This is a genomic window from Thermohalobaculum sp., assembly GCF_058622915.1.
In genome coordinates this window covers 1-24866 of sequence record NZ_JBZSYN010000062.1, presented here as the reverse complement: position 1 = coordinate 24866, position 24866 = coordinate 1, and the positions used below count along the sequence as shown (strand labels likewise).

Genomic DNA, 24866 nt, shown 5'->3' with positions numbered 1-24866 from the left:
CGGCGCGTTAACTCCTCCACTCCGCCTGGAGGAGTTAACGCGGCCCGCCGCCGGGGTCTCAGCCCGGCTCGCCGAGCGGCGCCGGGCGCGGGCCGAACGGGCACAGCGGCGAGAGCACCAAGAGCAGGATCAGCGCCGTGGTGACGCCGTCGGCGGTGAACAGGATGCCGGCCTGCGAGGGGTCGTAGAGATAGAGCTGGGCGCCCTGCAGCACGCCCTTCACGCCGATGCCGGAGATGGCGATCAGGTTCATGCCGGTGTGCAGGCCCATCGAGGCGGCGAGGCTGCCGGTGCGCCACACCAGCGCCGCCGAGGCCAGCCCGAACAGCGCCGTCACCGCCACGTAGTGCCAGCTTATGTGCATCGCCACGCCGCCCGAGTAGTGCGCGAAGCCGAACAGCAGCGCCGGCACCACGGCCCACATCAGCGGCGAGCGGAAGCGCACCCCGAACTGCTGCAACAGGTAGCCGCGGAAGATCATCTCCTCACCCGAGGCCTGCAGGAACACCAGCACGGCGAGCGGCACGAAGGTCGCGACCCAGGCGCCGGGCGTGAGGTCGGTGCGCTCGGGCAGGCCGACGACGGTGAGCGCGAACACCAGCGAGGCAAACGAGAACACCGCCGCGAGCAGGATGCCGCCGAAGAAGTCGCGCCAGCGGATGCGCGACTCGGGCGAGAACAGGGTGCGGAAGGGCTGGGCGTGCAAGAGGCGCACCGCCAGCCAGGCGCCCGGCCAGATGCCGACGAAGGTGGCGAGCTGGAACAGCACCGAGTCCGCCCCGCCATTGTGCACCAGCCTGCCCAGCGTCTGCATGGCCGCGCGCAGCGGCTCGCCCGTGAGCATCAGGTAGCCGGCGTAGCCGAACATCACGGCCACGGTCCACACAAACCAGATGGCGAGGATCAGCAGCAGGCCGAGAACCGGCCGCCAGAAGCCGCGGCGCGCCCCCGCCGGGGCGACATAGGACTCGAGGGGCGTGGACACGGGGGGCGCGACCTCCACAACGCACGCTGGGTTGAACCCCGCCCCGGCCGGGACGGGCATGAAGGTCACATTACGTCAGAGTTGCTCATCGCCGCAAGCCTTTGTCATTCAGCCCCTTGCCGGTCTATGCTCAAGAACTTTCTCAGCCGCGTGAGCAGCGACTTGTCCTCGTCGCTATGCGCGCTGCGGGTCATGGACTTGACCTTTGGGTCGGACATCGGCTCTGCCTGCTCGCGCTCGACGCGGGCGTATTCCCTGGCTGCCTTCGAGTCGCCGTTGCGGTCGTGGTCGATCGGGTGCTTTCCCATGGCCGGCCTCCTTGGCGTGGCTGCCCGCGCCGCCGCGTGGCCCTGGCTGTGTCCTTTGGGCGTGGGCGACGGCTGCGGTGTTCCCCCAACAGTGTAGTGCCGCGGCGCGGGAATTTCTTCCCCTTTCGAAATTTCCCTGCCGGGCGGGAGCAATGCGCGCCGATGAGCGCTGGAATACCACGCGCCCCATCGTTAGGGTTCTGGCCCGACTCACAGGACTGTCCGCGGGAGGCGCAGAGGGACATGGACGCCAAGACCTCCAAGACACCGAGCTTCGACAAGTCGAAACTGCCCAGCCGGCACGTGACCGAGGGGCCGCAGCGCGCCCCGCACCGGTCCTACTTCTATGCCATGGGGCTGAGCGACGAGGAGATCCACCGCCCCTTCGTGGGGGTGGCGACCTGCTGGAACGAGGCCGCGCCGTGCAACATCGCGCTGAGCCGGCAGGCACAGGCGGCCAAGCTGGGGGTCAAGGAGGCCGCCGGCACGCCGCGCGAGTTCACCACCATCACCGTGACCGACGGCATCGCCATGGGCCACGAGGGCATGCGCTCGTCGCTGGTCAGCCGCGAGGCGATCGCCGACACGGTGGAGCTGACCATGCGCGGGCACGCCTATGACGCGCTGGTCGGGCTGGCGGGCTGCGACAAGAGCCTGCCGGGCATGATGATGGCGATGGTGCGGCTCAACGTGCCCTCGGTCTTTCTCTATGGCGGCTCGATCCTGCCCGGGCGCTACGAGGGGCGCGACGTGACCGTTCAGGACGTGTTCGAGGCGGTCGGCCAGCACCAGGCGGGGACGCTGTCGGACTGCGCGCTGAAGAAGCTCGAGACGGTGGCCTGCCCCTCGGCGGGGGCCTGCGGCGGCCAGTTCACCGCCAACACCATGGCCTGCGTGTCCGAAGCGATCGGGCTGGCGCTGCCGAGCTCCTCGGGCGCGCCCGCTCCTTACGAGAGCCGCGACCAGTATGCCGAGGCCAGCGGGCGGGCGGTGATGAACCTGCTCGCGCGCGGCATCCGCCCACGCGACATCGTCACCCGCGAGGCGCTGGAGAACGCGGCGCGCGTGGTGGCCTGCACCGGCGGCTCGACCAATGGCGGGCTGCACCTGCCGGCCATCGCGCACGAGGCGGGGATCAAGTTCGACCTGATCGACGTGTGCGAGATCTTCCGCACCACGCCCTATTTCGTCGACCTCAAGCCGGGCGGCAAATACGTCGCCAAGGACCTCTACGAGGCCGGCGGCGTGCCGGCGGTGATGAAGGAGCTGATGCGCGCGGGGCTGTTGCACGGCGACTGCATCACCGCGACCGGCAAGACCGTGGCCGAGAACCTCGAGGAGATCGAGCGCGGCGCCGACGGCCGCGTGATCCACCCGGTCGACAAGCCGCTGTCGAGCTGGGGCGGGGTGGTCGGGCTCAAGGGCAACCTGGCGCCCGAGGGCGCGATCGTGAAGGTCGCCGGCATGAAGAAGCTGAAGTTCGAGGGCCCCGCGCGGGTGTTCGAATCCGAGGAGGACGCCTTCGAGGCGGTCCGCAAGCGCGCCTACCAGGCGGGCGAGGTGATCGTGATCCGCAACGAGGGGCCGCGCGGCGGGCCGGGCATGCGCGAGATGCTGGCGACCACCGCCGCGATCTCGGGCCAGGGCATGGGCGGCAAGGTGGCGCTGATCACCGACGGGCGCTTCTCGGGCGCGACGCGGGGCTTCTGCGTCGGCCATGTCGGCCCCGAGGCCGCGGTCGGGGGCCCGATCGCGCTGCTGCGCGACGGCGACATCATCCAGATGGACGCGAAGAAGGGCGCGCTGAAGGTCAAGCTGACGGCCAAGGAGCTGCGCGAGCGGCGCCGCGCCTGGGCCGGCCCGCGCGAGACCATGTACGGCTCGGGCGCACTGTGGAAATACGCCCAGCTGGTGGGCTCGACCAAGGACGGGGCGGTCACCCACCCGGGCAAGGACGGGGAGCGGCACGTCTACGCCGACATCTGACGCGGGCGCGGGAGGGACAGGTGGTGCGCCGGCGTTCGATCGCATTGTGGGCGGCCCTGGCGGCTGTGCTGGCGCTCGCCGGCTGCGACAGCCCCGGCTTCAGCAACAAGAACGCCGAGCTGGCGCGGCGCCACGGCGAGGTGGGCTTCGCCGTGCTGGAGAAGGGCGACCATCGCGCCGTGTTCGCAGTGAACGGGCGCAAGGTCGCGGTGGTGCCGCCCAAGGGCTATTGCCTCGACCAGGACTCGCTGTCGGTGACCAAGCGCTCGGCCTTCGCGCTGGTGGCCGACTGCCTGCGCACCGAGGTCAAGGCGCTGGCCGAGGACCCCGGCGGCGATGCCACCGCAAACGCCTTCCCGGCGATCCTGACCATCACGGTCTCGGGCGAGACCGCCTTCGGGGGCAAGCCGGGGGCGATGTCCGCGTTCGAGTCTCTCCTGGGCACCCCGGCGGGCGGGCGGCTGCTGGGCCGGGGCGAGCAGGGCGGCACGGGCCGGGTGGTCGCGGCCAAGCGGGTCGACGGGGCGCTCTATGTGCTGGTCGAGGAGACGCGGGCCCAGGGCTCGGCCTCGATCTTCGCGCCGCGCTTCTGGCGCGCCTTCACCGAGATCAACAACCGGCTGGTGCTGGTCACGGTGAGCTGCTTCAACGCCAAGCCGCTGGGCGACGACCGGATGCTGGGCTTCCTGGCCTCGCAGATCGCGGCCCTGCGCGCGGCAAACGACATGAGCCCCGGCGCCGACGGGCCCGAGATCGCAAGCCAGGTTCTGGCCGGGCTGAACATCGCACCCGAGCCGGCGGCGGCCGGCAAGGGGACCCGCACCGCGCGCAGCCGCCAGGCGCCGGCGGCCGCGCCGGTGGCGCCGCGCCGGCCGGGGTAGGGGGCGCGGTCGCGCGCCGTGCGGGCCAGGGCAGCCGAGTTGAGAAGCGCCAGTGGCGCAGCAGCGCCTCGGAGCCGTCGCGCCGGCATGCCGCACCGGTCGGCCGACCGGTGCGCGGCGCGCAGGCTGGCGGTCTGCCATATGTCCGCTTCGGGCCTTGAGCCGGCCTGTGACCCGGGGTCGTCCCCGGTCCTTCAGGCGGCTGGTGGCGCCGGGCTGTCGGACCACCGCGACAGCAGGCGTTCGGCCTCGCCGACGATCCGGTCCATGAAGCCCCCGGCGGTCTCGATCTCGGCGACGAACTTCGCCGCCTCGCCGAAGATGTGGCCGTAGTCGGGCGAGGCGGGATCGTCCCAGACGTGCCTGTACTCGTCCGGCGTCTCCGCAATGCGTCCGGCGAGGTCCTGCTCGCGGCCCGTCCAGCGCTCAACGGTCGGGTTCTTCTGGACGCGAAGGGCGATGCCTTCGGGCCATGTGCCGCCCCCCAGCGCCTGGCGGCCTATGATGTCGTAGACCGAGGTGCGCACCGTGTCCCGCCCGTCGCTGCGAAGGATCGCGGTGCGCTCCTCCGGCGATGTCTCCATGCACTCGCGCACCGCGCGGAAGGCAGTGCCGATCCAGGCACCCTCGGCACCCGCGGCGAGAACCGCGGCGAGCGTGCGGCCGTCGCCGATGCCGCCGGCAGCAACGATCGGGGTTTGCGGGAACGCGTCGGCCGCCTCGGCGAGGAAGGGCAGCAGGCTCAACTCGCCGCAATGGCCACCCGACTGTTCGCCCTGCACCGCCAGCACGTCGGCGCCCTCGCCAACGGCCATCCGCGCCTGCTCCACGGTCTGCACCTGGCACAGGGCGGTGCGCCCCGCGGCCTTGATCAGCCGCAGCCAGGGGCGGGGATCGCCGAACGAGAGCAGGACGACGGGCACGTCCTGGTCGAGCACGAAGTCGAAATTCGCCCGGTTCTCGTCCAGGAAGGGCGTGAGGAACCCCACGCCGAACGGCCGGTCGGTCGCGTCGCGAACCTTCGCGAGGTTGTCGGCGACATAGCTGACCGTGAGCGCGCCCAGCGGCGATACGGCGCCGAAGGTGCCGAGCCCTCCCGCATTCGAGACCGCGGCGGCGAGATCGCCCCCGCTCTGCCCCGCCATGGGCGCCGAAATGATCGGGCGGCTCAGTCCCAGACGTTCCGTCAAGCGCGTCTCAAGCATCGTGTCGTCCCTCCATTGTGCCACGGTGACCCGACGTTGCCGGTCGGGTGTCCGGCATGCTCCGATCATCGGGCGCTGTTGCCGCGACGGGCCGGTTCGGATTGCTGCGCGCCGTCCCGACCCGCGCGCAGGTCGCAGTCCCCGGCTCGCTATTGCTGGAAGCACCAGAAGCGGTGCTGGCGTCCGCAGCTGACGCGCGCGATGCGGCTGGACCACAGACTGTCGGTGCGCTCGGTGCGTCCGCCCGTGCCGTGGAAATCCCCCAGCGGCTCGGCCTTCCAGCCATTGCAGGTCAGCCAGTCACCGACCGAGGTGCCGTCCGCCCTGGTTCCGGTCCAGGTATACTGGGTTCCCACCGAGGTCCCGGTTGCCTCCATGTCGATCTGGTGCATCAGCGAGCCGTCCGTGAGGTCCGCGTAGTCTTTGGCGATCACCGTTCCATCGGGCAGCACATAGGGAACGCTCGCCTTGGCGAAACGCGTATCGGGGCTGACCTTGCCATCGGAAAGCCAGGCCAGATAGGTGCCGTGCGGGACCTTGGGCGCCGCAGCGTCGGCTTCCGCCTGGCAGATCCTGTCCGCCGCGGCAATGCCGCCGAAGTTGCCGGAATACTTGGCATGCGTGACGAAAACCGTCCTCGTCTGGTCGCCGGCCAGCGCAGGTGCGGCGGCCAGGCCAAAAAACAGGAGCCCGTACAAAAGCCCGTGAATGACTGAACGATGACCGAACATCCGAGCCTCCATCGGAAGCCGTGACCGTCACCGAAGCGCTCTTGCGAGAATGGCGGGCGCCACGAGCCTGGGGCGCTCGGCGGGATGACAATACCGTTCGGCTTCCAAATGCCGCGGGCCTCACAGGATACCCTCTCTCTCCCGGGCCCGGCGTATCAGTGTACCTCTGTCTGCGGCATCGGGAAAGCGGGAAGGCGGCAGCGGCCGGGCAACGGCTTGCGGCGCCGGCCACGGCCGTCTTCCGCAAACGCTGCGCACGGTGCTAGATAGGGGTGGCCGCACGGATCGGTGCCGGTCAGATGATAGACGGTCGAGGACAAGGCCGACGCGTTTCGGGAGAACACCGCCAAGACCAGCGACCGCGCCCGCGCGGGCGGGCGGGATCTTTCGCCAGCACGATGCGGCCATGTGCAGGGGGGCACGCCTGGCCGTATCGGCGAGGCGAAACGCGGTCCGCGCCGGCAGGGGAGCCGGCGGGGGCGCGGGGGAAACGACGAGGACTGCGCGCCGGGCCGGCTCGGCCGGCTTGACGCGCGGGCGAGACGGGGCGACGCAAGACGGGACGACGCAGGACGGGACGACGCAGGACGAGACGACGCAAGACGGGGCAACCACTTAGGGGGGTGCTGGCATGACCGGCATGATGACGCTGAAGGAGCTGGGCGCGGCGGTCGACGCGGGCGAGATCGACACGGTGCTGGTGGGCTTTCCCGACATGTTCGGGCGGCTGGTCGGCAAGCGCTTCCACGCCCGGTTCTTCGTCGAGGGCGGCCACGAGGAGACGCATGCCTGCGACTACCTCTTGGCCAACGACATCGACATGGAGCCGGTGCCGGGCTATCGCGTGGCCAACTGGGCGAAGGGCTATGGCGACTTCGTGCTGAGGCCGGACCTCGCCACGCTGCGCCGGGTGCCCTGGCTGCCCGGCACCGCGCTGGTGCTCTCGGACCTGGTGGACCACCACCACCACGCGCCGATCGCGCACAGCCCGCGCGCCATCCTGCGCCGGCAGGTCGAGCGCATGGCCGAGGCGGGCATGATGGCCTATTGCGCCTCGGAGCTGGAGTTCTTCCTGTTCGACGAGGACTATCGCGCCATCGAGGACAAGCACTATAGGGGGCTCAGGACCGCCGGCAGCTATATCGAGGACTACCACATCTTCCAGACCTCGAAGGAGGAGGAGGTCATGCGCGCCATGCGCAACGGCCTGGAAGGCGCGGGCATCCCGGTGGAAAACTCGAAGGGCGAGTGGGGGCCGGGGCAGGAGGAGCTCAACGTCCGCTATGCGGACGCGCTGAGCATGGCGGATCGCCACGTCATCATGAAAAATGGCATGAAGGAAATCGCCCATGCCTATGGAAAGGCGATCACTTTCATGGCCAAGTGGAACTATGAGCTGGCCGGCAACTCGTGCCACATACACATGTCGCTGTGGGACAAGGCGGGCCGGAAGCCGCTGTTCTTCGACAAGGGCGCGGAATACGGCATGTCCACCACCATGCGCCGCTTCATGGCGGGGCAGCTGAAATACGCCCCCGACATCACCTATTTCCTGGCGCCCTACATCAATTCCTACAAGCGCTTCCAGGTGGGCACCTTCGCGCCGACCAAGCTGGTGTGGAGCCGCGACAACCGTACCGCGGGCTTCAGGCTGTGCGGCGAGGCGACCAAGGCGATCCGCTCGGAGTGCCGGGTGGGGGGCGCCGACCTCAACCCCTATCTGGCCTTCGCGGCGCTGATCGCGGCGGGGCTGAGCGGCATCGAGGAGGGGCTTGAGCTGGCCGGGCCGTTCTCGGGCGACGCCTATCACGGGGCGCGGCTCAAGGACATTCCCAAGACCCTGCGCGATGCCGCCCAGACGCTGAAGCGCTCGAAGATGCTGCGCGAGGCGTTCGGCGCCGACGTGGTCGAGCACTACCTTCATACCGCGGAATGGGAGCAGTTCGAGTACGACCGCCGCATCACCGACTGGGAGCTGATGCGCGGCTTCGAGAGGAGCTGATGCCATGAGCCCAACCCGGAGCCGGAGCCTAACCCTAGTCTCGCCGGTCGACGGCAAGGTCTATGCCGAGCGCCCGGTGGCCAGCCATGCCGAGGTGGAAGCCGCGCTCACTGCTGCACGCAAGGCGCGGGGCGCCTGGGCGGCGCGGCCGATCGGCGAGCGCGCCCGGCTGGTGCGCGAGGCGGTGGCGCGGCTGCGCGCCATGAACGACGAGGTGGTGCCGGAGCTGGCCTGGATGATGGGCCGGCCGGTGCGCTATGGCGGCGAGATCGGCGGCGTCGAGGAGCGCGCCCACTACATGGCCGACATCGCCGAGGAGGCGCTCGCGCCCATGGTGATCGAGGACAGCGCCCGCTTTCGCCGCCTCATCAAGCGCGAGCCGCTGGGCGTGGTCCTTGTGATCGCGCCGTGGAACTATCCCTACCTGACGGCGATCAACGCCATCGCGCCGGGGCTGATCGCGGGCAATGCCGTGATCCTCAAGCACGCCACGCAGACGCTCTTGGCCGGCGAGCGGCTGCAGCGCGCCTTCGACGAGGCGGGACTGCCCGAGGGGCTGTTTTGCAACCTCGCGCTCGACCACGAGATCACCGAGGCGCTGTTGGAGAGCCGGGCGGTGGACTTCGTCAACTTCACCGGCTCGGTGCGCGGCGGCCACGAGATCGAGCGCGCCGCCGCCGGCAGCTTCATCGGCGTGGGGCTGGAGCTGGGCGGCAAGGACCCGGGCTATGTGCGCGCCGATGCCGACGCCGCGACGGCGGCCGAGCAGCTGATGGACGGGGCGCTGTTCAACTCGGGCCAGTGCTGCTGCGGCATCGAGCGCATCTACGTCGCCGCGCCGCGCTACGACGCCTTCGTCGAGAAGGCGGTCGAGATCGCCCGCGGCCACGTGCTGGGCAACCCGCTGGAGGCGGCCACGACGCTGGGGCCGATGGCGCAGCCGCGCTTCGCGCGCCTGGTGCGCGAGCAGGTGGCCGAGGCGGTGGCCAAGGGCGCGCGGGCGCTGGTCGATACCTCCGGCTTCGCCGCCGACGACGGCGAGGGCGCCTATCTGGCGCCGCAGGTGCTGGTCGACGTCGACCACTCCATGCGGCTGATGCGCGAGGAGAACTTCGGCCCCGTGGTCGGCATCATGAAGGTCGCGGGCGACGACGAGGCGGTCGGGCTGATGAACGACAGCGACTATGGCCTGACCGCGGCGATCTGCACGAACGACGCCGAGGCGGCCGAGGCCATCGGCGCGCGCATCGAGACCGGCACCGTGTTCATGAACCGCTGCGACTACCTGGACCCGGCGCTGTGCTGGACCGGGTGCAAGAACACCGGCCGGGGCGCCGCGCTGTCGGTGCTGGGCTACCACAGCCTGACCCGGGCCAAGTCCTATCACCTGAGAAAGGGGTGACGATGTCCCTGACCGCCAACTGGAGCTATCCCACCGCGATCCGCTTCGGCGCCGGGCGCATCCGCGAGCTGCCCGAGGCCGTGAAGGCCGCCGGCATGCGCCGGCCGCTCATGGTCACCGACCGGGCGCTGGCGGCGCTGCCGATCACGCAGGGCGCGCTCGAGCTGCTCGAGGCCGCGGGGCTGAAGGCGGGCCTGTTCGACGAGGTGCAGTCGAACCCGACGGATTCCAATCTCGAGGCCGGGGTGGCCGCCTTCCGCGCCGGCGGGCACGACGGGGTGGTGGCCTTCGGCGGCGGCTCGGGGCTGGACCTGGGCAAGTGCGTCGCCTTCATGCAGGGCCAGACCCGCCCGGTGTGGGACTTCGAGGACATCGGCGACTGGTGGACCCGGGCCAATGCCGGCGCGATCGCGCCCATCGTCGCGGTGCCCACCACGGCGGGCACCGGCTCGGAGGTCGGGCGCGCCGGCGTGCTGACCAACACCGCCGACCACGTCAAGAAGGTGATCTTCCACCCCAAGATGCTGCCCGCGGTGGTGATCTGCGACCCCGAGCTGACCGTGGGCATGCCCAAGGCCATCACCGCGGGCACCGGCATGGACGCCTTCGCGCACTGCCTCGAGGCCTATTGCGCGCCGAGCTATCACCCGATGTCGGAGGGCATCGCGGTCGAGGGCATGCGGCTGGTCAAGGACTACCTGCCGCGCGCCTATAGCGCGCCCGACGACATCGAGGCGCGCGCGCACATGATGAGCGCAGCGGCGATGGGGGCGGTGGCGTTCCAGAAGGGGCTGGGCGCGATCCACGCGCTGTCGCACCCGATCGGGGCGCTGCACGACACGCATCACGGCATGACCAACGCGGTGGTGATCCCGGCGGTGCTGCGCGCCAATCGCCCGGCGATCGAAGCCAAGATCGGGCGGCTGGCGGCCTTCCTCGGCCTTGCGGGCGGCTTCGACGGCTTCATGGCCGCGGTGCTGGAGCTGCGCCGCACGCTGGGCGTGCCCGAGGGGCTGGCGGCCTTCGGCGTGCCGGACTCGAGCTTTGAGCGGATCGCCGAGATGGCCCCCGACGACCCCACTGCGGGGGGCAACCCGGTGACGCTGACCCGCGAGTTGGCGCGCGAGATGCTGGAGGCGGCCCGCTAGGGGAGGTCCACCAGGCGCGGCCCAACAGGCGCGGCCCAACAGGCGCGGCCCAACAGGCGCGGCCCAATAGGCGCGGCCCAACAGGCGCGGCCCAACAGGCGCGGCCCATCCGGTCCCCGGCTCCCGGCGCGTCTGGTCCGGGAGCGGGGAGGGCGCTGCCTTTGGCTGCCGGTCGCCCCGCCGGGGGAGTCCACGACCGGCCACCGGCCGGTCCGGAAGCTTCGGCGCTGGAAAAGGTGCAGTGGAGGGGATGCTCTACCGCAATGGCCGGGGCTCCGATGAGGGCTGCCGGGCCGTCATCGATGACTTCGCCCGGAAACGGGCGTAGGCTGCGCGCGTCTGTTCCGCAGGCAGGAGCCTGTGCATGGGCGATCGCGAGACAGGGCTCGACACCTATGTCCTGGCGCACGGAGCGTCCGGGCGCGAGCGGCTGCGTATCCTGGCCGGGGTGATGCAGGACGGGACGACGCGCCTGCTGCAAGGGGTCGGCATTGCGCCGGGCGCGCGCTGCCTCGATGTCGGCTGCGGCGGCGGCGATGTCGCGGTGATCCTGGCGCGCCTGGCCGGGCCGGAGGGTCATGTGACGGGCGTCGACTTCGACCCGGTCAAGGTGGAGATGGCGACAGGCGAGGCCGCCGCGGCCGGGATCGCCAACCTGTCGTACCTGACGGGCAGCGTCTACGACCTGGCTCCGGTCGGAGACTTCGACGTCGTCACCGCGCGCCTCGTGCTGAGCCACCTGGCCGACCCGGCGGCTGCGCTGGAGCGGATGCTGGGCGCACTGCGGCCGGGCGGAGTGGTGGTGCTCGAGGATGTCGAGTTCTCCGCCCACATCTGCTGGCCGCACCTGCCCGCCATGGACGCGTTCATCCGGCTTTACACCGCAATGGCGACATCGACGGGGGGCGATCCGGAGATCGGGCCGAAGCTGGCCGGGATGTTGCGGCAGGCGGGGCTGGCCGACGTCGGCATGCAGGTGAGCCAGCCGGCCGGGGTGACGGGCGACGCCAAGGTCATGACGCCACTGACCATGCAGAGCATCGGCGCCCGGGTGATCGAGTCGGGGCTCGCCGGCCCGGAGGAGGTCACGCAGCTCGTGGCCGAGCTGACGAGGGCCGCCGCGGACCCCGGCGTGACGATGAGCCTTCCCCGGATATTCCAGTGCTGGGGCTGGAAGCGCTAGGGACGCGAACGCCGTCCGCTCCGGTCAGGGGCAGGCGTCGGCGCCAGCCTTTCGCATTGCCGGCTTCGGGTCAGAACCGGTTATCCGACCCGTTTGCTCGGACGACCGCTTCGTTCCGCGAAGCGGTCGGACGCAGACTATCGGCGCGCGCCGCGCACCACGGCTCGAAGCGTCTGAGTCATGCCACTAGTGCGGCGCCTTGTCCGCGACCGGGGCGGCAACCGGGGCCGCCGGCGGCTCGAGCGCGGTCACATGGCGGCCGAGATGCATGACCAGCTTGGCGCCGGCCAGGGCCGCGGCGAGCGCCGCGAGCGACTCGGCCAGGTGAACCAGGCTGGGGCCTCTCAGCAGCTCGACCAGGATCATCAGGAAACCGGCGCAGAACACGGCGACGAAAGTGATGGCGAAGAAATCGCTGATCAGCGACTCGGGCCGCGCGCTGCCCGCGCGCAGCACCGCGATCCGCCCCAAATGCAGAAGGACAACCGCCGCGACGATCAGCGCGGCACCCAGGATGATGATCATCGACGACGCTCCGCGACCCGTTGCACCGACGACCGGTCAGCCGCGGCGTATGGGACGTTCGAGCCGGCCCGGGCCCTCACCGGATGCGTGTCTCGAAGGCCGTCTTGGCGTCTGTCGGCTTGGCGCGGCGGGTCGAGTGCCGCGCGCGCGGCAGTTTATTCCCCGGCGCACCGGCCGGCAAGGGCCTGCTGAAGGCGGCGCGGCAGGGGGGATGCCGCGCCGCCGCCGGCAGGCCCTGGGGCGCGCGACCGGCAGGGCTCAGCGCCACCAAGAGGGCTCAAGTGCCGTTCAGGGGGTTCAGTGCCGCCAGATGGGCTGGCCGAGATAGACGTTGTTGGGGTTGGTCAGCGCGCCTGCCGCGGCGCCCACGGCACCGCCCAGAACCGCGCCGGCGGCGGCGTCGCCGCCCAACAGCGCAGCGCCGGCCGCGCCGGTGGCGGCACCGATGCCGCCGCCCGAGAGCGCCCGGTCGGTGGTGGTGGTGCCACAGGAGGCGAGCAGGCCGAGCACGAGGCCCAGCGCCGTAAGCGTGCGGATCGTCTTCATGGTCCCGCTCCTCATCCGGTCATGGTCGAGCCTTAAACGCGGCGGCGCGGCAGAACCGGCGCCGAGCCGGGCACGATTTCGTGATCAGGCGGCGGCCGCGGGGCGCAGCGCGCCAGCGCGGTCGGCTGCGTCGGGGCGCGGGGTGCGTGCCGGGATGGAGCGGCGGGGTCGCGCCGTTCGCTAGCGCGTGTCCTCGTCGAGCGCCTCGTACCAGCCGTTCTCCCAGGCCAGGTGGTCGATGCTGTCGGCGGGGTGGGGATTGTCCGACACCAGCGCGCCGGCCCGGTAGGCGGCGTGGCCCTCGTCGAAGGCCGGGCTGCGCGGATCCATGATGGCGCGCGCCCGCGCGCGGGCGAGGCCGCGGATGAAGCCGGCGAACTCGGGATAGGCCATGAGATCGGCGAGGTCGAATCCCTGGGGGTGCTCGGCCAGCGCCTCGCGGCCGCGCGCGGTGATGGCGAGCCGGCCGTCGGGGCCGGCCGTCACCAGCCGCGCCGCGGCGAGGTAGCGGCACAGGAGCTCGAGCCGGGCGCGGATCTCGTCGGACCCAAAGGGCGGATGCTCGTCGGCCAGCGCCAGCAGCCGGTCGAGCCGCGCGAGGCAGGCGGCGAGCGTGGTCTCGCCCCCGCCTGCCTCGCGCAGGATCAGGTGCATGAGATGGGGCGTGTTGAGCAGGGGGAATTCGCGAAAATGCATGAGGCTCCCGCAAGGCGCAGCGACAGGTCGGACCAGCGCGCCCTTCTACCCGTGCCGCGCGCGGGGGGAAAGGGTGCGGCGGTACGCGCAGCCGGGGTGGGGCAGCAGGCAGGGCGGGCGGCCGGGTGCGACGCCGGGTGGGACGCTGGGTCAGGCAGCCGGCCAGACGGCCGGCCAGACGGGCGGCCGGGCGGGTGGGCGGCCGGGCGGGCGGCCGGGTGGGCGGCCCCTCGGCCCCGGGGGCTCAGCCGCGGTCGCGCAGCCCGTAGCCGCCCAGCACCAGGACGCTCCAGCCGACCAGCGTGAGCAGGAACACCGCGAGGATCAGGAGCGGGCGGTCGGGGTACTGGGCCTCCTGGGACAGGGTCGGCGCGATATGCGCGGCGAGATAGCGATGGCGGCGCCGGGCCTCGGCCTCGGCCTGCTGGTAGGTGGCCAGCGCCATGGTGTAGGCGCGCTCGGCGAACTCGCGGTCGACCACCAGTTCCTCGTAGTCGCCGACCACCGCGCTGAGCGGGCGCCGGTCGCCGCGCGGGCCGGCGGTGCCGGTGCCCAGGCGCTTGCGCTCGGCGGCGATGCGGGCCTTGAGCGAGTCGATCTTGCGCTTCAGGAGCCCGATCCTGGGCGCCGATTCGTCGAGCGCGCTGCGCAGGATGGTCAGCTGCACCCGGGCCTGCGACAGCTCGCCCTCGAGCTGGGCCACCAGGTCGACCGCCAGCTTGGCGTTGGCCGAGGGGTCGATCTCCTGCTCGGCATTGCGGAACTTGCGCAGCTTGGCGCGGATTGTGCGCAGCCGGGTCTCGGCGTCGGTCAGCTCGCGCTTGGCGTCGTGCACCGCATCCTCGCGCGCGATGTCGGCGAGGCGGTTGACCAGCGCCGAGCTGGCCTGGAGGATCGCCGCGGCGATCGCCTGCGCGTCGCGGGCGCGGAAGGCGCGCACATCGACGGTGACGATGCCGGTGCCCGAATCGAGCGAGACGTCGACCATGCGGTTCCAGTAGTCGACCAGGTTCTCGATCGGCTGGTTGCGGCCGAGCGAGAACAGCCAGTCCCGGGGCGCGCGGTTCCACATGGCGCGCAGCGGCAGGCGCCTGGCCACCGTCTCGACGATCTGCTGGCTCTGGATGAAATCGTAGAGCACCTGGCCGTCGGTGCGCATCGAGCCGCCGCCGATCTGGGTGACGGCGCCCAGGATCTCGAGCGGCGCCGAGCTCTCGCTCGAACGGATCGAGAAGGCGACGCGCGAGCCGTAGCGGTCGGCCGCGAAGGCGAACAGATAGACCGCGGAGGCCAGCGTCGGCAGCACGACGAGCGCGACGAACGAGGCGGCGAGCAGCCAGTGCCGGCGCCGCGGCCGCGAGGGCGGGGCGCCCAGAAGCAGCGACGCATCCGCGCCCGGTCCGCTCGCGCCCGGTCCGCTCTCGCCCGGGCCGCTCTCGCCCGGGCCGCGACCCGGGGGGGCGGCATGGCGGGCCTGCGGCGGGTGAGTGTTCCGCGCCTGGGGCGGGTGGGCGGTCCGCGCCTCCGGCGCCTGACGCGGCCGCCCCGGGGATGCCGGCCCGGGCGCCGGCCTGGGCGCGAGGGGGCTTGCGGGCGGCGCGTCGTCGCGGGGCTGGCCGTCGGGCATGGTGCGGCTCCTTTGCGGGCGGGTCAGGCGGTGGCGGGGAGGGCGAGGTTGCGCTCGTGCGCCGCGATCGCCGCGTCGAGATCCTCGTGGAAGGCGAGCCGGCCCGATTCGATCACCAGGCCGCAGTCGCAGAACTCCCTCAGCGTACCGGGGTTGTGCGAGATCATCAGCACGCGGGAGCGGCCCATGCGGGCGCGGAACGCCTCGACGCACTTGCGCCGGAAGGCGGTGTCGCCGACCCCGATCACCTCGTCGACCAGGTAGAGGTCGAAGTTCACGCCCATGGAGAGCGCGAAGGCGAGCCGCGCCTTCATGCCCGAGGAATAGGTGCGCACCGGCAGGCGGTAGTAGGGACCCAGCTCGGCGAAGTCCTGCACGTAGTCCTCGAGCGCGCGGCTGTCGCGGCCGTAGACGCGGGCGACGAAGCGGGTGTTCTGGGCGCCGGTCAGGGCGGGGTGGAACGAGCCGGCAAAGCCCATCGGCCAGGAGACGTCGCAGTGGCGCGTGATGCGCCCGGCATCGGGGCGCAGCGTGCCGCCGATCAGGCGCAAGAGCGTGGATTTGCCAGCACCGTTGCGCCCGATCAGCGCGACGTCGCGCCCCGGCGGCAAGAGGAAGCTGACCTCGTGCAGGACATGCCGCGTCATGCCGTGCACCCGGAAGCTCTTGCTCACGCGCTCGAGCCGGATCACTGGCGCACCACGCTGCCGGCCATCAGCGTCATCAGCACCAGCCCCAGCGCGATCAGCCCCAGCGCCACCGAGAAGACGTAGAGCTCGGACACATAGGCGGCCCGGTAGACCGGGTAGAACCCCGCCCGCATCAGCCCGACCAGGTGCACCAGCGGGTTCCACCACAACACCGCCTGCACCCCCCGGGGCAGCGAGTCGAAGGTATAGAAGACGCAGGAGACGAACATGACCGGCCGCGAGATCACGCCATAGGCGACCTGCCAGCCCCGCGACAGCGCGAACAGCGTGGTGTTGACCAGCCCGACGCCGAGGCCGAGCAGCGCGCCGAGCCCGAACGCCGCCATCAGCGGCACCGGCTCGATCCGCACCGGGTCGCCGAACACCGCGAAGATGCCGGCGAAGACCAGCGCCGCCACGGCCAGCCCGGTCAGCGCCTGCAGGATCAGCCGCGCCAGCACGGTATCGAGCGGGGTGACCGCCGGATAGTTCAGCAGCGGCTGGTTGACATGCACCGAGCGCCCGGTGAGCGAGGCGATGTCGTTGTAGTAGCTGAAGGCGATGAACCCGGTGGCATAGAACAGCGGAAAGCTGTGGCCCACCGGGGGCCGGTGCGCCAGCTCCGAGAACGCAAGCGAGAGCAGCGCGATGAAGGCCACCGGCTCGATCAGCGCCCACAGATAGCCCATCGCCGAGCCGCCGAACCGGGTCGCCATCTCGCGCATGATGAGCGCGAACAGCACGCGGGCCGGCGTCAGCGCGCCGCTTGCCCTGCCATGGGATGCCTCCGGGTCGCGGTACATGCCGCGATGGTTAAGCCGGGATAATTAACCCGCCCTTAAAACGCGCCGTGCAGGGTCGTGGCTGCATTGGGGCCGCGGCGGCGCCCGGGCCGAGGGAGGCGGATCTTGCGCAGAACGCTGGCAGGGTTTCTCGCGGCCCCCGATTCGCCCACGGCCGATCTCTACTTCATGAACGCCTGCGGCGATTTCCTGTCCTCGGGCCTGCGCCGGCTCGGCCCCACGGTGTTCGCCTCGCCGCGCGCCTGCCTGGTGATGCGCCACGACTTGCGCGCCGAGGGGCTGGCCGCGGCGATGCGCGGGCGCCGGCTGGTCTATTTCGTCGACGACGCGGTCGAGGAGGGCACGGGCGACGCCGCCCTGCCGTTCCTCTATCGCCAGAAGCTCAGGCTGGTCGAGCGCGCCGCCCAGCGCCGCATCGCGCCCAGGCAGGCGGCCGTGGTGGTCAGCTCGCCCGCGCTGGCGCGCCGCCATGGCGGGCTGGCCGAGACGCACCTGGTCGATCCCTACTGGTCCGAGCCCATGGCCGGGACCGGGCACTTCGCGCCCATGGCCGAGGGCGCGGGCTGGATCGAGATCGCCTGTCTGGGCAGCTCGGTGCACCGGCGCGACCTGGCGTTCCTGTGGCCGGTGATCGGCAACGTGCTGGCGGCGCATCCGCGCGCGCGCCTGCACCTGTCCGAGCGGCACCGGCTGCCGGCCTGGCTGCGCGGGCACCCGCGCATACGGCCCATCGCGGCGCGCGGCTGGTCGGTCTATCGCGCCGCGCTCAGGGGGCGGCGCTTCCACCTGGCGCTCTATCCGCTGCTGGACACCCCGTTCAACCGGGCGCGCTCGATCAACAAGCTGATCGAGCACGGGGTGGTGGGGGCGGCGCCGCTCTACTCGCGCTGCTGGCCCGAGGCGGGGCGGGCCGTCGCGGCCGGCGCCGGCCTGGCGCTGGCGCCCGACCCCGATGCCTGGCGCATCGCGATCGAGCAGCTGATCACCCGGCCCGCCCGCATGCGCGCGCTAGCCGAAGGCGCCATCCGCCTGGCCGGGCAGCTGAACCGGCCCGGGCCGCAGCGCCGCCTGTGGGCAGAGCTGATGGAGGTGGGGCTCGATGCGGCGGCGTGAGGGGTGCGCGGCGGCGCGGCTTGGCCAGCGGGCGCGGGTGCGCGGCGGCATGGCGCTGCGCGGGCTCGCCTGGCGGATCGGCCATGTGCGGCGCCGGGCGCGCGAGCGCGGCGCGCGGGCGCTGTTGCGGCTGATCGCGCGGGTGCCGCGGCTGCGCCGGCTGCCGCGCCCGCTGATCGCGGCGGTGGAGCGGTGCCTGCTGGCGGCCGCCGACGACCCGTGCTTCGACCGCACGCACTATCTCGCCTGCAATCCCGACGTGCAGGAGGCCGGGCTCGACCCGCTGGCGCATTACCTCGCCAATGGCTGGGTCGAGGGGCGCAACCCCAACCCGCGCTTCGACGACGCGGCCTATCGTCGGCAGGCGCGGCTGGGCCCGCGCGACCGGGTCAGCGCCCTGGCGCACTGGCTGGCGCTGGGCCGCGCCCGCGGGCTGGGGCCACGCCAAGGCACGCGCCAATGGACGCGCCAAGGGACACGAGGGGGGGCGCGGGGCGGCGGGGCCCGTCAAGCGGGCGCGGTGGTCGAGCCAGCCGACGACGCGGCCGCCGCGGCCGAGGCGCTGGCCCGGCTCCACGCCCAGGCGCCGCGCGCGAGCGGGCCGGCCGAGGTCGACGTCATCGTGCCGGTCTATCGTGGCCGGGCCGAGACGCTGCGCTGCCTCGCCAGCGTGCTGGAGGCGGAAGGCCGCACCCGCTTCGCGCTGGTGGTGATCGACGACTGCGGGCCGGACGCCCGGCTCAGGGCCGATCTCGCCGGCCTGGCGCGGCGCGGCCTGATCGAGCTGACGGTGCAGCCCCGAAACCGCGGCTTCGTCGCCGCGATCAACCGCGGCATGGCGCTGCATCCCGCGCGCGACGTGGTCTGGCTCAATGCCGACACCGAGGTCTATGGCGACTGGATCGACCGCCTGCGCCGCGCCGCCACCGCCGGCGACGACGTGGCCACGGTCACCCCGCTGACCAGCAACGGCACCATCTGCAGCTATCCGCATTTCGACGTCGACAACGTCGCGCCGCTCGAGGTCGGCTGGGACGAGATCGACCGCATCGCCGCGCGGGTCAATGCCGGGCGGGCGGTGGAAACCCCGACCTGCGTCGGCTTCGCCACTTACGTGCGGCGCGCGGCCATCGCCCGGATCGGGCCGCTCGACGAGGCGGCCTTCGGGCGCGGCTATGGCGAGGAGAACGACTTCTCGCAGCGCGCCATCCGGGCGGGCCTGCGCAACCTGATCGCCGGCGACGTGTTCGTGCGACACCTGGGCCAGACCTCGTTCGGTGATGCGCGGCGCGACAAGGTGGATGCGGCGCTCAAGGTGGTCGAGCGGCGGCATCCCGGCTATCTGCGCACGGTCCAGCGCTACCTCGCCGCGGACCCGGTGGCGCCCCTGCGCCGCGCCATCGACCTCGGCCGGCTGGCCCGCGCCGCGGCGCCGGGGCGGGCGGTGGCGCTGGTCAGCCATTCGCGCGGCGGCGGCACCGGCCAGCACGTGGCCGAGGAGGCGGACCGGCTGGCGCGCGCGGGCAGGGGGGTGGTGCTGGTGAGCGGCGGCACGGGCGGGCCCGACACCGTGCGGCTCGGCCATCCTCAGCTCGCCGAGCTGCCCGCGCTGGCGGCACTGCCGCTCGAGGGGCCCGAGCTCGTGGCAGCGCTGGAGGCGCTCGGCGTGGTCGAGGCGCAGCTGCATCATCTGGCCGATTTCGGCGCCCGCGGCGCCGTCCGGCTCGCCCGCCTGATGGACTGCCTCGGCCTGCCCTTCGACTTCGTGGCGCATGACTACCTGGCAGTCTGCCCGCGCATCAACATGGCCGACACCAGCGGCTTCTACTGCGGCGAGCCGGGCGAGCGCGGCTGCCGGCGCTGCCTGGCGCGCCGCCGCTCGGACTTCGGCGCGCCCGATATCCGGCGCTGGCGCAGGGACCATGGCCGTCTGCTCGCTCGCGCGCGCGAGGTGCGGGTGCCCGACGGCGACGTGGCGGCGCGACTGAGGCGCTATTTCCCGCATCTGGCGAACATCGCCGTGCGCCCGCACGAGCCGCCGCCGGCGCCCGGCCCGAGACCGGCTCCGCGCCGGCCCGGCCCGGTCCGGATCGCGACGATCGGGGCGATCGGGCCGATCAAGGGCTTCGACGTGCTGCTGGCGCTGGCCACCGAGATCCGCGCGCGCGGGCTCGAGGCCGACCTGGCCGTGATCGGCTACACCCGCAACGACGCGGCGGCGCGGGCCGCGGGCATCCGCGTCACCGGGCCCTATCGCAACGAGGAGGCGGCGACGCAGATCGCGCGCGCCGATCCGGACCTGGTGCTGATCCCCTCGACCTGGCCCGAGACCTATTGCTACACGCTCAGCCACGCGCTCGCGAGCGGGCGGCCGGTGGCCGCCTTCGACATCGGCGCGCTCGGCACGCGCCTGGACGCGGCGCAGGCGCGCGGCGCCGCCGCCACGCTGCTGCCGCTGGCGCTGGCGCGCGACCCGGGCGGGCTGCTCGACGCGCTCATCGACGCGCTGCCCGCAGAGCTGCGCGAGGCGCCGGCGGCCCGGGAGCAGGCGCCGCAAGGGACGACGCCAGGGGCGACGCAAGGGCCGCAGCGAGGGGCCCCTTCCCGGGCTGCCGGCGGGCCGACCGGGGCAGAGCGGGACGAGGGGTGCCTCGCGCCGCTCGCGGGGCAGTGACGGCGCCCGGCGCTCCGCCGGCCAGCCGGCAAGGCGGCGCCGGCGGGGCTCAGCCGCCGCGGCCCTCGGGGCCGGCATAGGCGCGCTCGACCCGGGCGATGCGCAGCGCGTAGTGTGCGTACCAGCGCTCGCGCCCCAGCCGCTGGGCCACCAAGTGCTCGGCGTCCTCGCGCCAGCCGACCAGGCTGGCCTCGTCGCGCCAGTAGGACACGGTGATGCCGAAGCCCTCGGCGTCGCGCGTGCTCTCGACCCGAGGCAGCCGGTGCGGGCCAGCGCCAGCTCCTCCATGCGCGCGGACATCGCCGCATAGCCGTGGTCGCCCGCGGTCCGCTGCGCCGAGAAGATCACGGCGTAGTAGGGCGGCTCGGGCATGGCGGCGAAGCGGCTCACTTCACCAGCGCCCGGTGCGAAATCTTCTCCATGCGCCGGGCGAGCTCGAGGTCCTTCTCGGTCAGCCCGCCGGCATCGTGGGTGGTCAGGCGCACGTCGACCTTGTTGTAGACGTTGGACCATTCGGGATGATGGTTCATGTGCTCGGCCTCGAAGGCGGCGCGGGCCATCCAGGCCATGGAGTCGCGGAAGCCGCGGAAGCGGAAGGTCCTGGCGATCGCCCGGCCGTCGCCGGAGGGCTCCCAGCCGGCATCGATCAGGTCCTGGGGTAGCTCGGGAAACTCGGTCATGGTTGCCTCCTTGATTCCGCGCCGATCAGGGCGAAAGCTAGCCTGCGCCGCAGCGTTGTGCACCCCGCAAACCCGCGCCGCGGGCGCAATGCGGCAGCCGGGAGAGGCCGATGACCACGACGGCGGTGATCTTCGACATAGGCGGGGTCCTGATCGATTGGGACATGCGGCGCGTGTTCCGCCGCGTGCTGCCCGACGAGGCTTCCATCGACGCCTTCCTCGCCGAGACCGGCTGGCACGCCTGGAACCGCGAGCTCGACCGGGGCCTGCGCTGGGGCGGGGACTGGGATGCCGCGGTGGCCGCGCTCTCGGCCCGGTTCCCGCACTGGCGGGCGCCGATCGAGGCCTCGCATGAGCGCTGGCACGAGGCCGTGCCGTGCGCGATCGGGGGCTCGGTCGAGATCCTCGAGGCGCTGCACCGGGCCGGCACGCCGCTCTATGCCATCACCAACTTCTCACGCCAGAAATGGCGGCAAACCCGGGCCCGGTTCCCCTTCCTGCGCGCGTGTTTCCGCGATGTCGTGGTCTCGGCCGAGGAAGGCCTGCTGAAGCCCGAAGCGGCGATCTACCGTCGCTGCCTGACGCGCAACGCCCTCTCGGCGCAGGCGTGCCTGTTCATCGACGACACGCCGGAGAACGTCGCGGCCGCAAGCGCGCTGGGCATGCAGGCGATCCGGTTCGAGGGCCCCGCGCAGCTGCGCCGCGCGCTGGCCGCGCGCGGCCTCAGCCCGGGTCGGCCGTGAAGCCGGCGGCCTCGATGCCCGCCACGGCGGCCAGCTCGTCGTTGTCCGAGATGTCGCCGCTGACGCCCACCGCGCCGATCAGCGCGCCGCGGCGGTCGCGCACCAGCACGCCGCCGGGCACGGGCACCAGCCCGCCCGGGAACACGGTGCCCACCGCAAGCGGGAAATAGGCCTGGCTCTCGGCCCGGTCGCGCAGCGCACGCGAGCCCAGGCCCAGCGCCAGCGCCCCGTTCGCCTTGCCGAAGGCCACCTGGAAGCGCATGTTCGAGGCGCCGTCCTCGCGCTCGAAGGCCTTGAGATGCCCGCCGGCGTCGAGCACGCAGACCGCCAGCGGCTTCATCTCGGTCTCGCGGCCCTTGGCCAGCGCCTGGCGCACGATGGTGCGCGCCTTGCGCAGCGTGATCTCGGTCATGTCGTGGCTCCCTTCTTCTCGCGGCGCCGGGCGAACAGCGCCGGCTCGGTATAGCCGTTGGGCCAGTCCGCGCCCTCGAAGACCAGGTCGCAGGCGGCCTTGAAGGCGGGGCCGTCGCAGGCCGGCGCCATCGGCGCATAGGCCGGGTCGCCGACGTTCTGCCGGTCGACCACCTCGGCCATGCGCCTGAGCGTGGCCATCACCTGGTCCTCGCCGACGATGCCGTGCGCCAGCCAGTTGGCGATGTGCTGCGACGAGATGCGCAGCGTGGCGCGGTCCTCCATCAGCCCGACGTCGTCGATGTCGGGCACCTTGGAGCAGCCGATGCCCTGGTCGATCCAGCGCACCACATAGCCCAGGATCCCCTGGCAGTTGTTCTCGAGCTCGGCCTCGATATCGGCGGCCGGCCAGTTGGTTTCGCGCGCCAGGGGGATGGTCAGGATGGCGTCCGTCGAGGCAGGGGCGCGGCCCATCAGCTCGGCCTGCCGCGCGGCCACGTCGACCCGGTGATAGTGGATGGCGTGCAGCGTGGCGGCGGTGGGCGAGGGCACCCAGGCGGTGTTGGCGCCGGCCATCGGGTGCTCGATCTTCTCGGCGAGCATGTCGGCCATCATGTCGGGCTTGGGCCACATGCCCTTGCCGATCTGGGCCACGCCCTTCAGCCCGCAGGCCAGCCCGACATCGACGTTGTTGTCCTCATAGGCCTGGAACCAGGGCTGCGCCTTCATCTCGGCCTTGCGCACCATTGGCCCGGCCTTCATCGAGGTGTGGATCTCGTCGCCGGTGCGGTCGAGGAAGCCCGTGTTGATGAAGCACAGGCGCGAGCGCGCGGCGCGGATGCACTCCTTGAGCGTCAGCGAGGTGCGCCGCTCCTCGTCCATGATGCCGATCTTGACCGTGTTGGGGGCGAGGCCGAGCATCTCCTCCACCGCGCCCATGAGCTCGCTGGCGAGGGCGACCTCCTCGGGCCCGTGCATCTTCGGCTTGACGACATAGACCGAGCCGGTGCGCGAGTTGCGCGGACCGGCGGTCCGCTTCAGGTCGTGCAGTGCGATCATCGCGGTGCAGGCCGCGTCCATGATCTCCTCGGGGATCTCGGCGCCGTCGGCCAGCAGCATCGCGTCCGAGGTCACCAGCCCGGCCGAGGTCCTGACCAGCATCAGCGAGCGGCCGGGCAGGGTGAAGGCGCGGCCGTCGGGGGCACGGTAGTCGCGGTCGGGATCGAGGCGCCGGGTGAAGTGGTGGCCGCCCTTGGCCACCTCCTCGGTCAGGTCGCCCTTCATCAGGCCGAGCCAGTTGCGGTAGGCCAGCACCTTGTCGGCGGCATCGACGGTGGCGACCGAGTCCTCGAGGTCGATGATCGTGGTCACCGCCGCCTCCAGCACCATGTCGGCGATGCCGGCGGGGTCGCTCTTGCCGATGGCATTGTGGGGGTCGATCAACAGGTCGATATGCAGGTTGTTGTTGCGCAGCAGCACCGAGCGGGGGTCCATCGCCTCGCCCGCATAGCCGGCGAACCGGTCCGGATGGCGCAGCTCGGTCTCGCGCCCGTCGGCGAGCGTGGCGACCAGCTGGCCGTGGGCCACGACATAGCGCGTGACATCCGCGTGCGAGCCGGCCTCGAGCGGGGCCGCCTCGTCGAGGAAGTCCTTGGCCCAGCCGACCACCTCGGCACCGCGCTCGGGGTCGTAGCCGCCGGCTTCGGGCAGCGAGCCCATGGCGTCGGTGCCGTAGAGCGCGTCATAGAGCGAGCCCCAGCGCGCGTTGGCCGCGTTCAGCGCGTAGCGGGCGTTGGTGACCGGCACCACGAGCTGCGGCCCGGCGATGGTCGAGAACTCGGGATCGACCGCGGCCGTGTCGACGGCGAAGTCCGGGCCCTCGGGCACCAGATAGCCGATCTCCTCGAGGAAGGCGCGGTAGGCGGCGGGGTCGTGCGGCCGGCCGGCGCGCCCCGCGTGCCAGGCGTCGATCTTTTGCTGCAGCGCGTCGCGCCGGGCGATCAGGGCACGGTTCCTCGGCGTGAGCTCGGTGGCGATCCGCCCCAGCCCCTGCCAGAACGCCGCGGCCTCGATGCCGGTGCCCGGCAGGGCCTCGCGCGTGATGAAGTCGTGAAGCCCGCGATCGACCTCAAGGCCGCCCGCCGTCACCCGTTCCGTCATTGCCGCTCCTCCAAATCTGCGCCGCCGATGCGATAGGTCGGGGAGCGGCCGGCGGCAAGCGCCGGCACGCGGCAATTTTGCACCGTGGAAAGATTGTTGCGCAAGAAAACGTCGCAAGGCCCGCGATTGCCGCCGGCGACGCCGCCCCGCGCGGGTGCGTGCGCCGGACCGTCGAGCGCCACCGCCCGCGCCTCAGCTGTCGCGGTGCACCTTCTCGCGCCGCTCGTGCCGCTCCTGCGCGGCGAGCGACATGGTGGCGATGGGCCGTGCGATCAGGCGCTTGAGCGAGATCGGCTCGCCGGTCTCCTCGCAATAGCCGTAGCTGCCGCTCTCGATGCGCTCGAGCGCCGAGTCGATCTTGGCGATCA

At 72.2% G+C, this 24866-nt stretch carries 25 protein-coding genes; 9 read left to right on the top strand and 16 right to left on the bottom strand.

Translation table 11 applies throughout. The features are described from left to right. Nucleotides 1–58 precede the first annotated feature (58 nt). Nucleotides 59–985 carry a CPBP family intramembrane glutamic endopeptidase gene (locus AC32QD_RS05330; RefSeq protein WP_492009447.1) on the bottom strand — a complete coding sequence of 309 codons (927 nt, stop codon included), beginning with the start codon at nt 983–985 and terminating at the stop codon, nt 59–61. 104 nt (nt 986–1089) lie between these two features. Next, on the bottom strand, nt 1090–1293 hold the full coding sequence (locus AC32QD_RS05325) for a hypothetical protein (RefSeq protein WP_492009446.1): 204 nt from the start codon (nt 1291–1293) through the stop codon (nt 1090–1092). Between the two features lie 243 nt (nt 1294–1536). On the opposite strand from AC32QD_RS05325, the gene ilvD reads away from it, so the two are divergent. Together ilvD and AC32QD_RS05315 are read left to right on the top strand one after the other, a co-directional pair. Continuing rightward, entirely contained in the window at nt 1537–3279 is a 1743-nt protein-coding gene (gene ilvD / locus AC32QD_RS05320; RefSeq protein WP_492009445.1) for a dihydroxy-acid dehydratase, read from the top strand. A gap of 23 nt (nt 3280–3302) precedes the next feature. Beyond that, nucleotides 3303–4160: a hypothetical protein gene (locus AC32QD_RS05315; RefSeq protein WP_492009444.1), complete on the top strand. Its 858-nt coding sequence runs from the start codon at nt 3303–3305 to the stop codon at nt 4158–4160. A gap of 194 nt (nt 4161–4354) precedes the next feature. Here the strand turns inward: AC32QD_RS05315 and AC32QD_RS05310 are convergent, their stop codons facing one another. Continuing rightward, nucleotides 4355–5365, bottom strand: a complete 1011-nt coding sequence (locus AC32QD_RS05310; protein ID WP_492009443.1) for an NAD(P)H-dependent flavin oxidoreductase — start codon at nt 5363–5365, stop codon at nt 4355–4357. A 149-nt stretch (nt 5366–5514) separates the two neighbouring features. Continuing rightward, on the bottom strand, nt 5515–6096 hold the full coding sequence (locus AC32QD_RS05305) for a DUF1554 domain-containing protein (protein ID WP_492009442.1): 582 nt from the start codon (nt 6094–6096) through the stop codon (nt 5515–5517). Nucleotides 6097–6727: 631 nt separating this feature from the next. On the opposite strand from AC32QD_RS05305, the gene AC32QD_RS05300 reads away from it, so the two are divergent. The 4 genes from AC32QD_RS05300 (at nt 6728) to AC32QD_RS05285 (ending at nt 11831) form a co-directional block, all read left to right on the top strand. Then, the gene (locus AC32QD_RS05300) at nt 6728–8098 is read left to right on the top strand and encodes a glutamine synthetase family protein (protein WP_492009441.1); all 1371 of its coding nucleotides are present in this window, start codon (nt 6728–6730) and stop codon (nt 8096–8098) included. A gap of 4 nt (nt 8099–8102) precedes the next feature. Further along, the gene (locus AC32QD_RS05295; protein WP_492009440.1) at nt 8103–9500 is read left to right on the top strand and encodes an aldehyde dehydrogenase family protein; all 1398 of its coding nucleotides are present in this window, start codon (nt 8103–8105) and stop codon (nt 9498–9500) included. A 2-nt stretch (nt 9501–9502) separates the two neighbouring features. Further along, nucleotides 9503–10648 (top strand): iron-containing alcohol dehydrogenase, encoded by a 1146-nt coding sequence (locus tag AC32QD_RS05290; protein WP_492009467.1) that lies wholly within the window; start codon nt 9503–9505, stop codon nt 10646–10648. Between the two features lie 364 nt (nt 10649–11012). After that, nucleotides 11013–11831: a methyltransferase domain-containing protein gene (locus AC32QD_RS05285; protein WP_492009439.1), complete on the top strand. Its 819-nt coding sequence runs from the start codon at nt 11013–11015 to the stop codon at nt 11829–11831. A gap of 186 nt (nt 11832–12017) precedes the next feature. On the opposite strand, the gene AC32QD_RS05280 is transcribed toward AC32QD_RS05285, so the two are convergent. The 6 genes from AC32QD_RS05280 to AC32QD_RS05255 form a co-directional block, all read right to left on the bottom strand. Beyond that, on the bottom strand, nt 12018–12356 hold the full coding sequence (locus tag AC32QD_RS05280; protein ID WP_492009438.1) for a hypothetical protein: 339 nt from the start codon (nt 12354–12356) through the stop codon (nt 12018–12020). 297 nt (nt 12357–12653) lie between these two features. After that, the gene (locus tag AC32QD_RS05275; RefSeq protein WP_492009437.1) at nt 12654–12902 is read right to left on the bottom strand and encodes a YMGG-like glycine zipper-containing protein; all 249 of its coding nucleotides are present in this window, start codon (nt 12900–12902) and stop codon (nt 12654–12656) included. A 180-nt stretch (nt 12903–13082) separates the two neighbouring features. After that, nucleotides 13083–13598, bottom strand: coding sequence for a ribosome modulation factor (locus AC32QD_RS05270; protein WP_492009436.1), 516 nt, complete (start codon nt 13596–13598; stop codon nt 13083–13085). A gap of 244 nt (nt 13599–13842) precedes the next feature. Then, nucleotides 13843–15225 (bottom strand): KpsE/RkpR family capsule polysaccharide export protein, encoded by a 1383-nt coding sequence (locus tag AC32QD_RS05265; RefSeq protein WP_492009435.1) that lies wholly within the window; start codon nt 15223–15225, stop codon nt 13843–13845. A 23-nt stretch (nt 15226–15248) separates the two neighbouring features. Then, a complete protein-coding gene (locus tag AC32QD_RS05260) occupies nt 15249–15899 on the bottom strand; it encodes an ABC transporter ATP-binding protein (RefSeq protein WP_492009434.1) in 651 nt (216 codons plus the stop codon). A 14-nt stretch (nt 15900–15913) separates the two neighbouring features. Next, complete coding sequence (locus tag AC32QD_RS05255) at nt 15914–16717, bottom strand: ABC transporter permease (RefSeq protein WP_492009433.1); 804 nt, start codon at nt 16715–16717, stop codon at nt 15914–15916. A 105-nt stretch (nt 16718–16822) separates the two neighbouring features. Between AC32QD_RS05255 and AC32QD_RS05250 the strand changes: the two genes are divergently transcribed. Continuing rightward, nucleotides 16823–17830, top strand: coding sequence for a hypothetical protein (locus tag AC32QD_RS05250; protein WP_492009432.1), 1008 nt, complete (start codon nt 16823–16825; stop codon nt 17828–17830). Further along, a complete protein-coding gene (locus tag AC32QD_RS05245; RefSeq protein WP_492009431.1) occupies nt 17817–20504 on the top strand; it encodes a glycosyltransferase in 2688 nt (895 codons plus the stop codon). The genes AC32QD_RS05250 and AC32QD_RS05245 overlap by 14 nt, the downstream gene beginning before the upstream one ends. A 49-nt stretch (nt 20505–20553) precedes the next feature. Here the strand turns inward: AC32QD_RS05245 and AC32QD_RS05240 are convergent, their stop codons facing one another. Together AC32QD_RS05240 and AC32QD_RS05235 are read right to left on the bottom strand one after the other, a co-directional pair. Next, nucleotides 20554–20715, bottom strand: a complete 162-nt coding sequence (locus AC32QD_RS05240) for a hypothetical protein (RefSeq protein WP_492009430.1) — start codon at nt 20713–20715, stop codon at nt 20554–20556. A 175-nt stretch (nt 20716–20890) separates the two neighbouring features. Then, a complete protein-coding gene (locus AC32QD_RS05235) occupies nt 20891–21184 on the bottom strand; it encodes a 4a-hydroxytetrahydrobiopterin dehydratase (RefSeq protein ID WP_492009429.1) in 294 nt (97 codons plus the stop codon). Between the two features lie 110 nt (nt 21185–21294). On the opposite strand from AC32QD_RS05235, the gene AC32QD_RS05230 reads away from it, so the two are divergent. After that, the gene (locus AC32QD_RS05230) at nt 21295–21927 is read left to right on the top strand and encodes an HAD family hydrolase (RefSeq protein WP_492009428.1); all 633 of its coding nucleotides are present in this window, start codon (nt 21295–21297) and stop codon (nt 21925–21927) included. Here the strand turns inward: AC32QD_RS05230 and AC32QD_RS05225 are convergent. The 4 genes from AC32QD_RS05225 to AC32QD_RS05210 form a co-directional block, all read right to left on the bottom strand. Then, nucleotides 21908–22339, bottom strand: a complete 432-nt coding sequence (locus tag AC32QD_RS05225; protein WP_492009427.1) for a GlcG/HbpS family heme-binding protein — start codon at nt 22337–22339, stop codon at nt 21908–21910. The two genes, AC32QD_RS05230 and AC32QD_RS05225, sit on opposite strands and share 20 nt — an antisense overlap. Continuing rightward, nucleotides 22336–24498, bottom strand: coding sequence for a malate synthase G (locus tag AC32QD_RS05220; RefSeq protein WP_492009426.1), 2163 nt, complete (start codon nt 24496–24498; stop codon nt 22336–22338). The genes AC32QD_RS05225 and AC32QD_RS05220 overlap by 4 nt, the downstream gene beginning before the upstream one ends. Beyond that, on the bottom strand, nt 24495–24680 hold the full coding sequence (locus AC32QD_RS05215; protein WP_492009425.1) for a hypothetical protein: 186 nt from the start codon (nt 24678–24680) through the stop codon (nt 24495–24497). The genes AC32QD_RS05220 and AC32QD_RS05215 overlap by 4 nt, the downstream gene beginning before the upstream one ends. 10 nt (nt 24681–24690) lie before the next feature. Further along, nucleotides 24691–24866 (bottom strand): TraR/DksA family transcriptional regulator (locus tag AC32QD_RS05210; protein WP_492009466.1); only part of this gene is annotated, 176 nt, incomplete at its 5' end.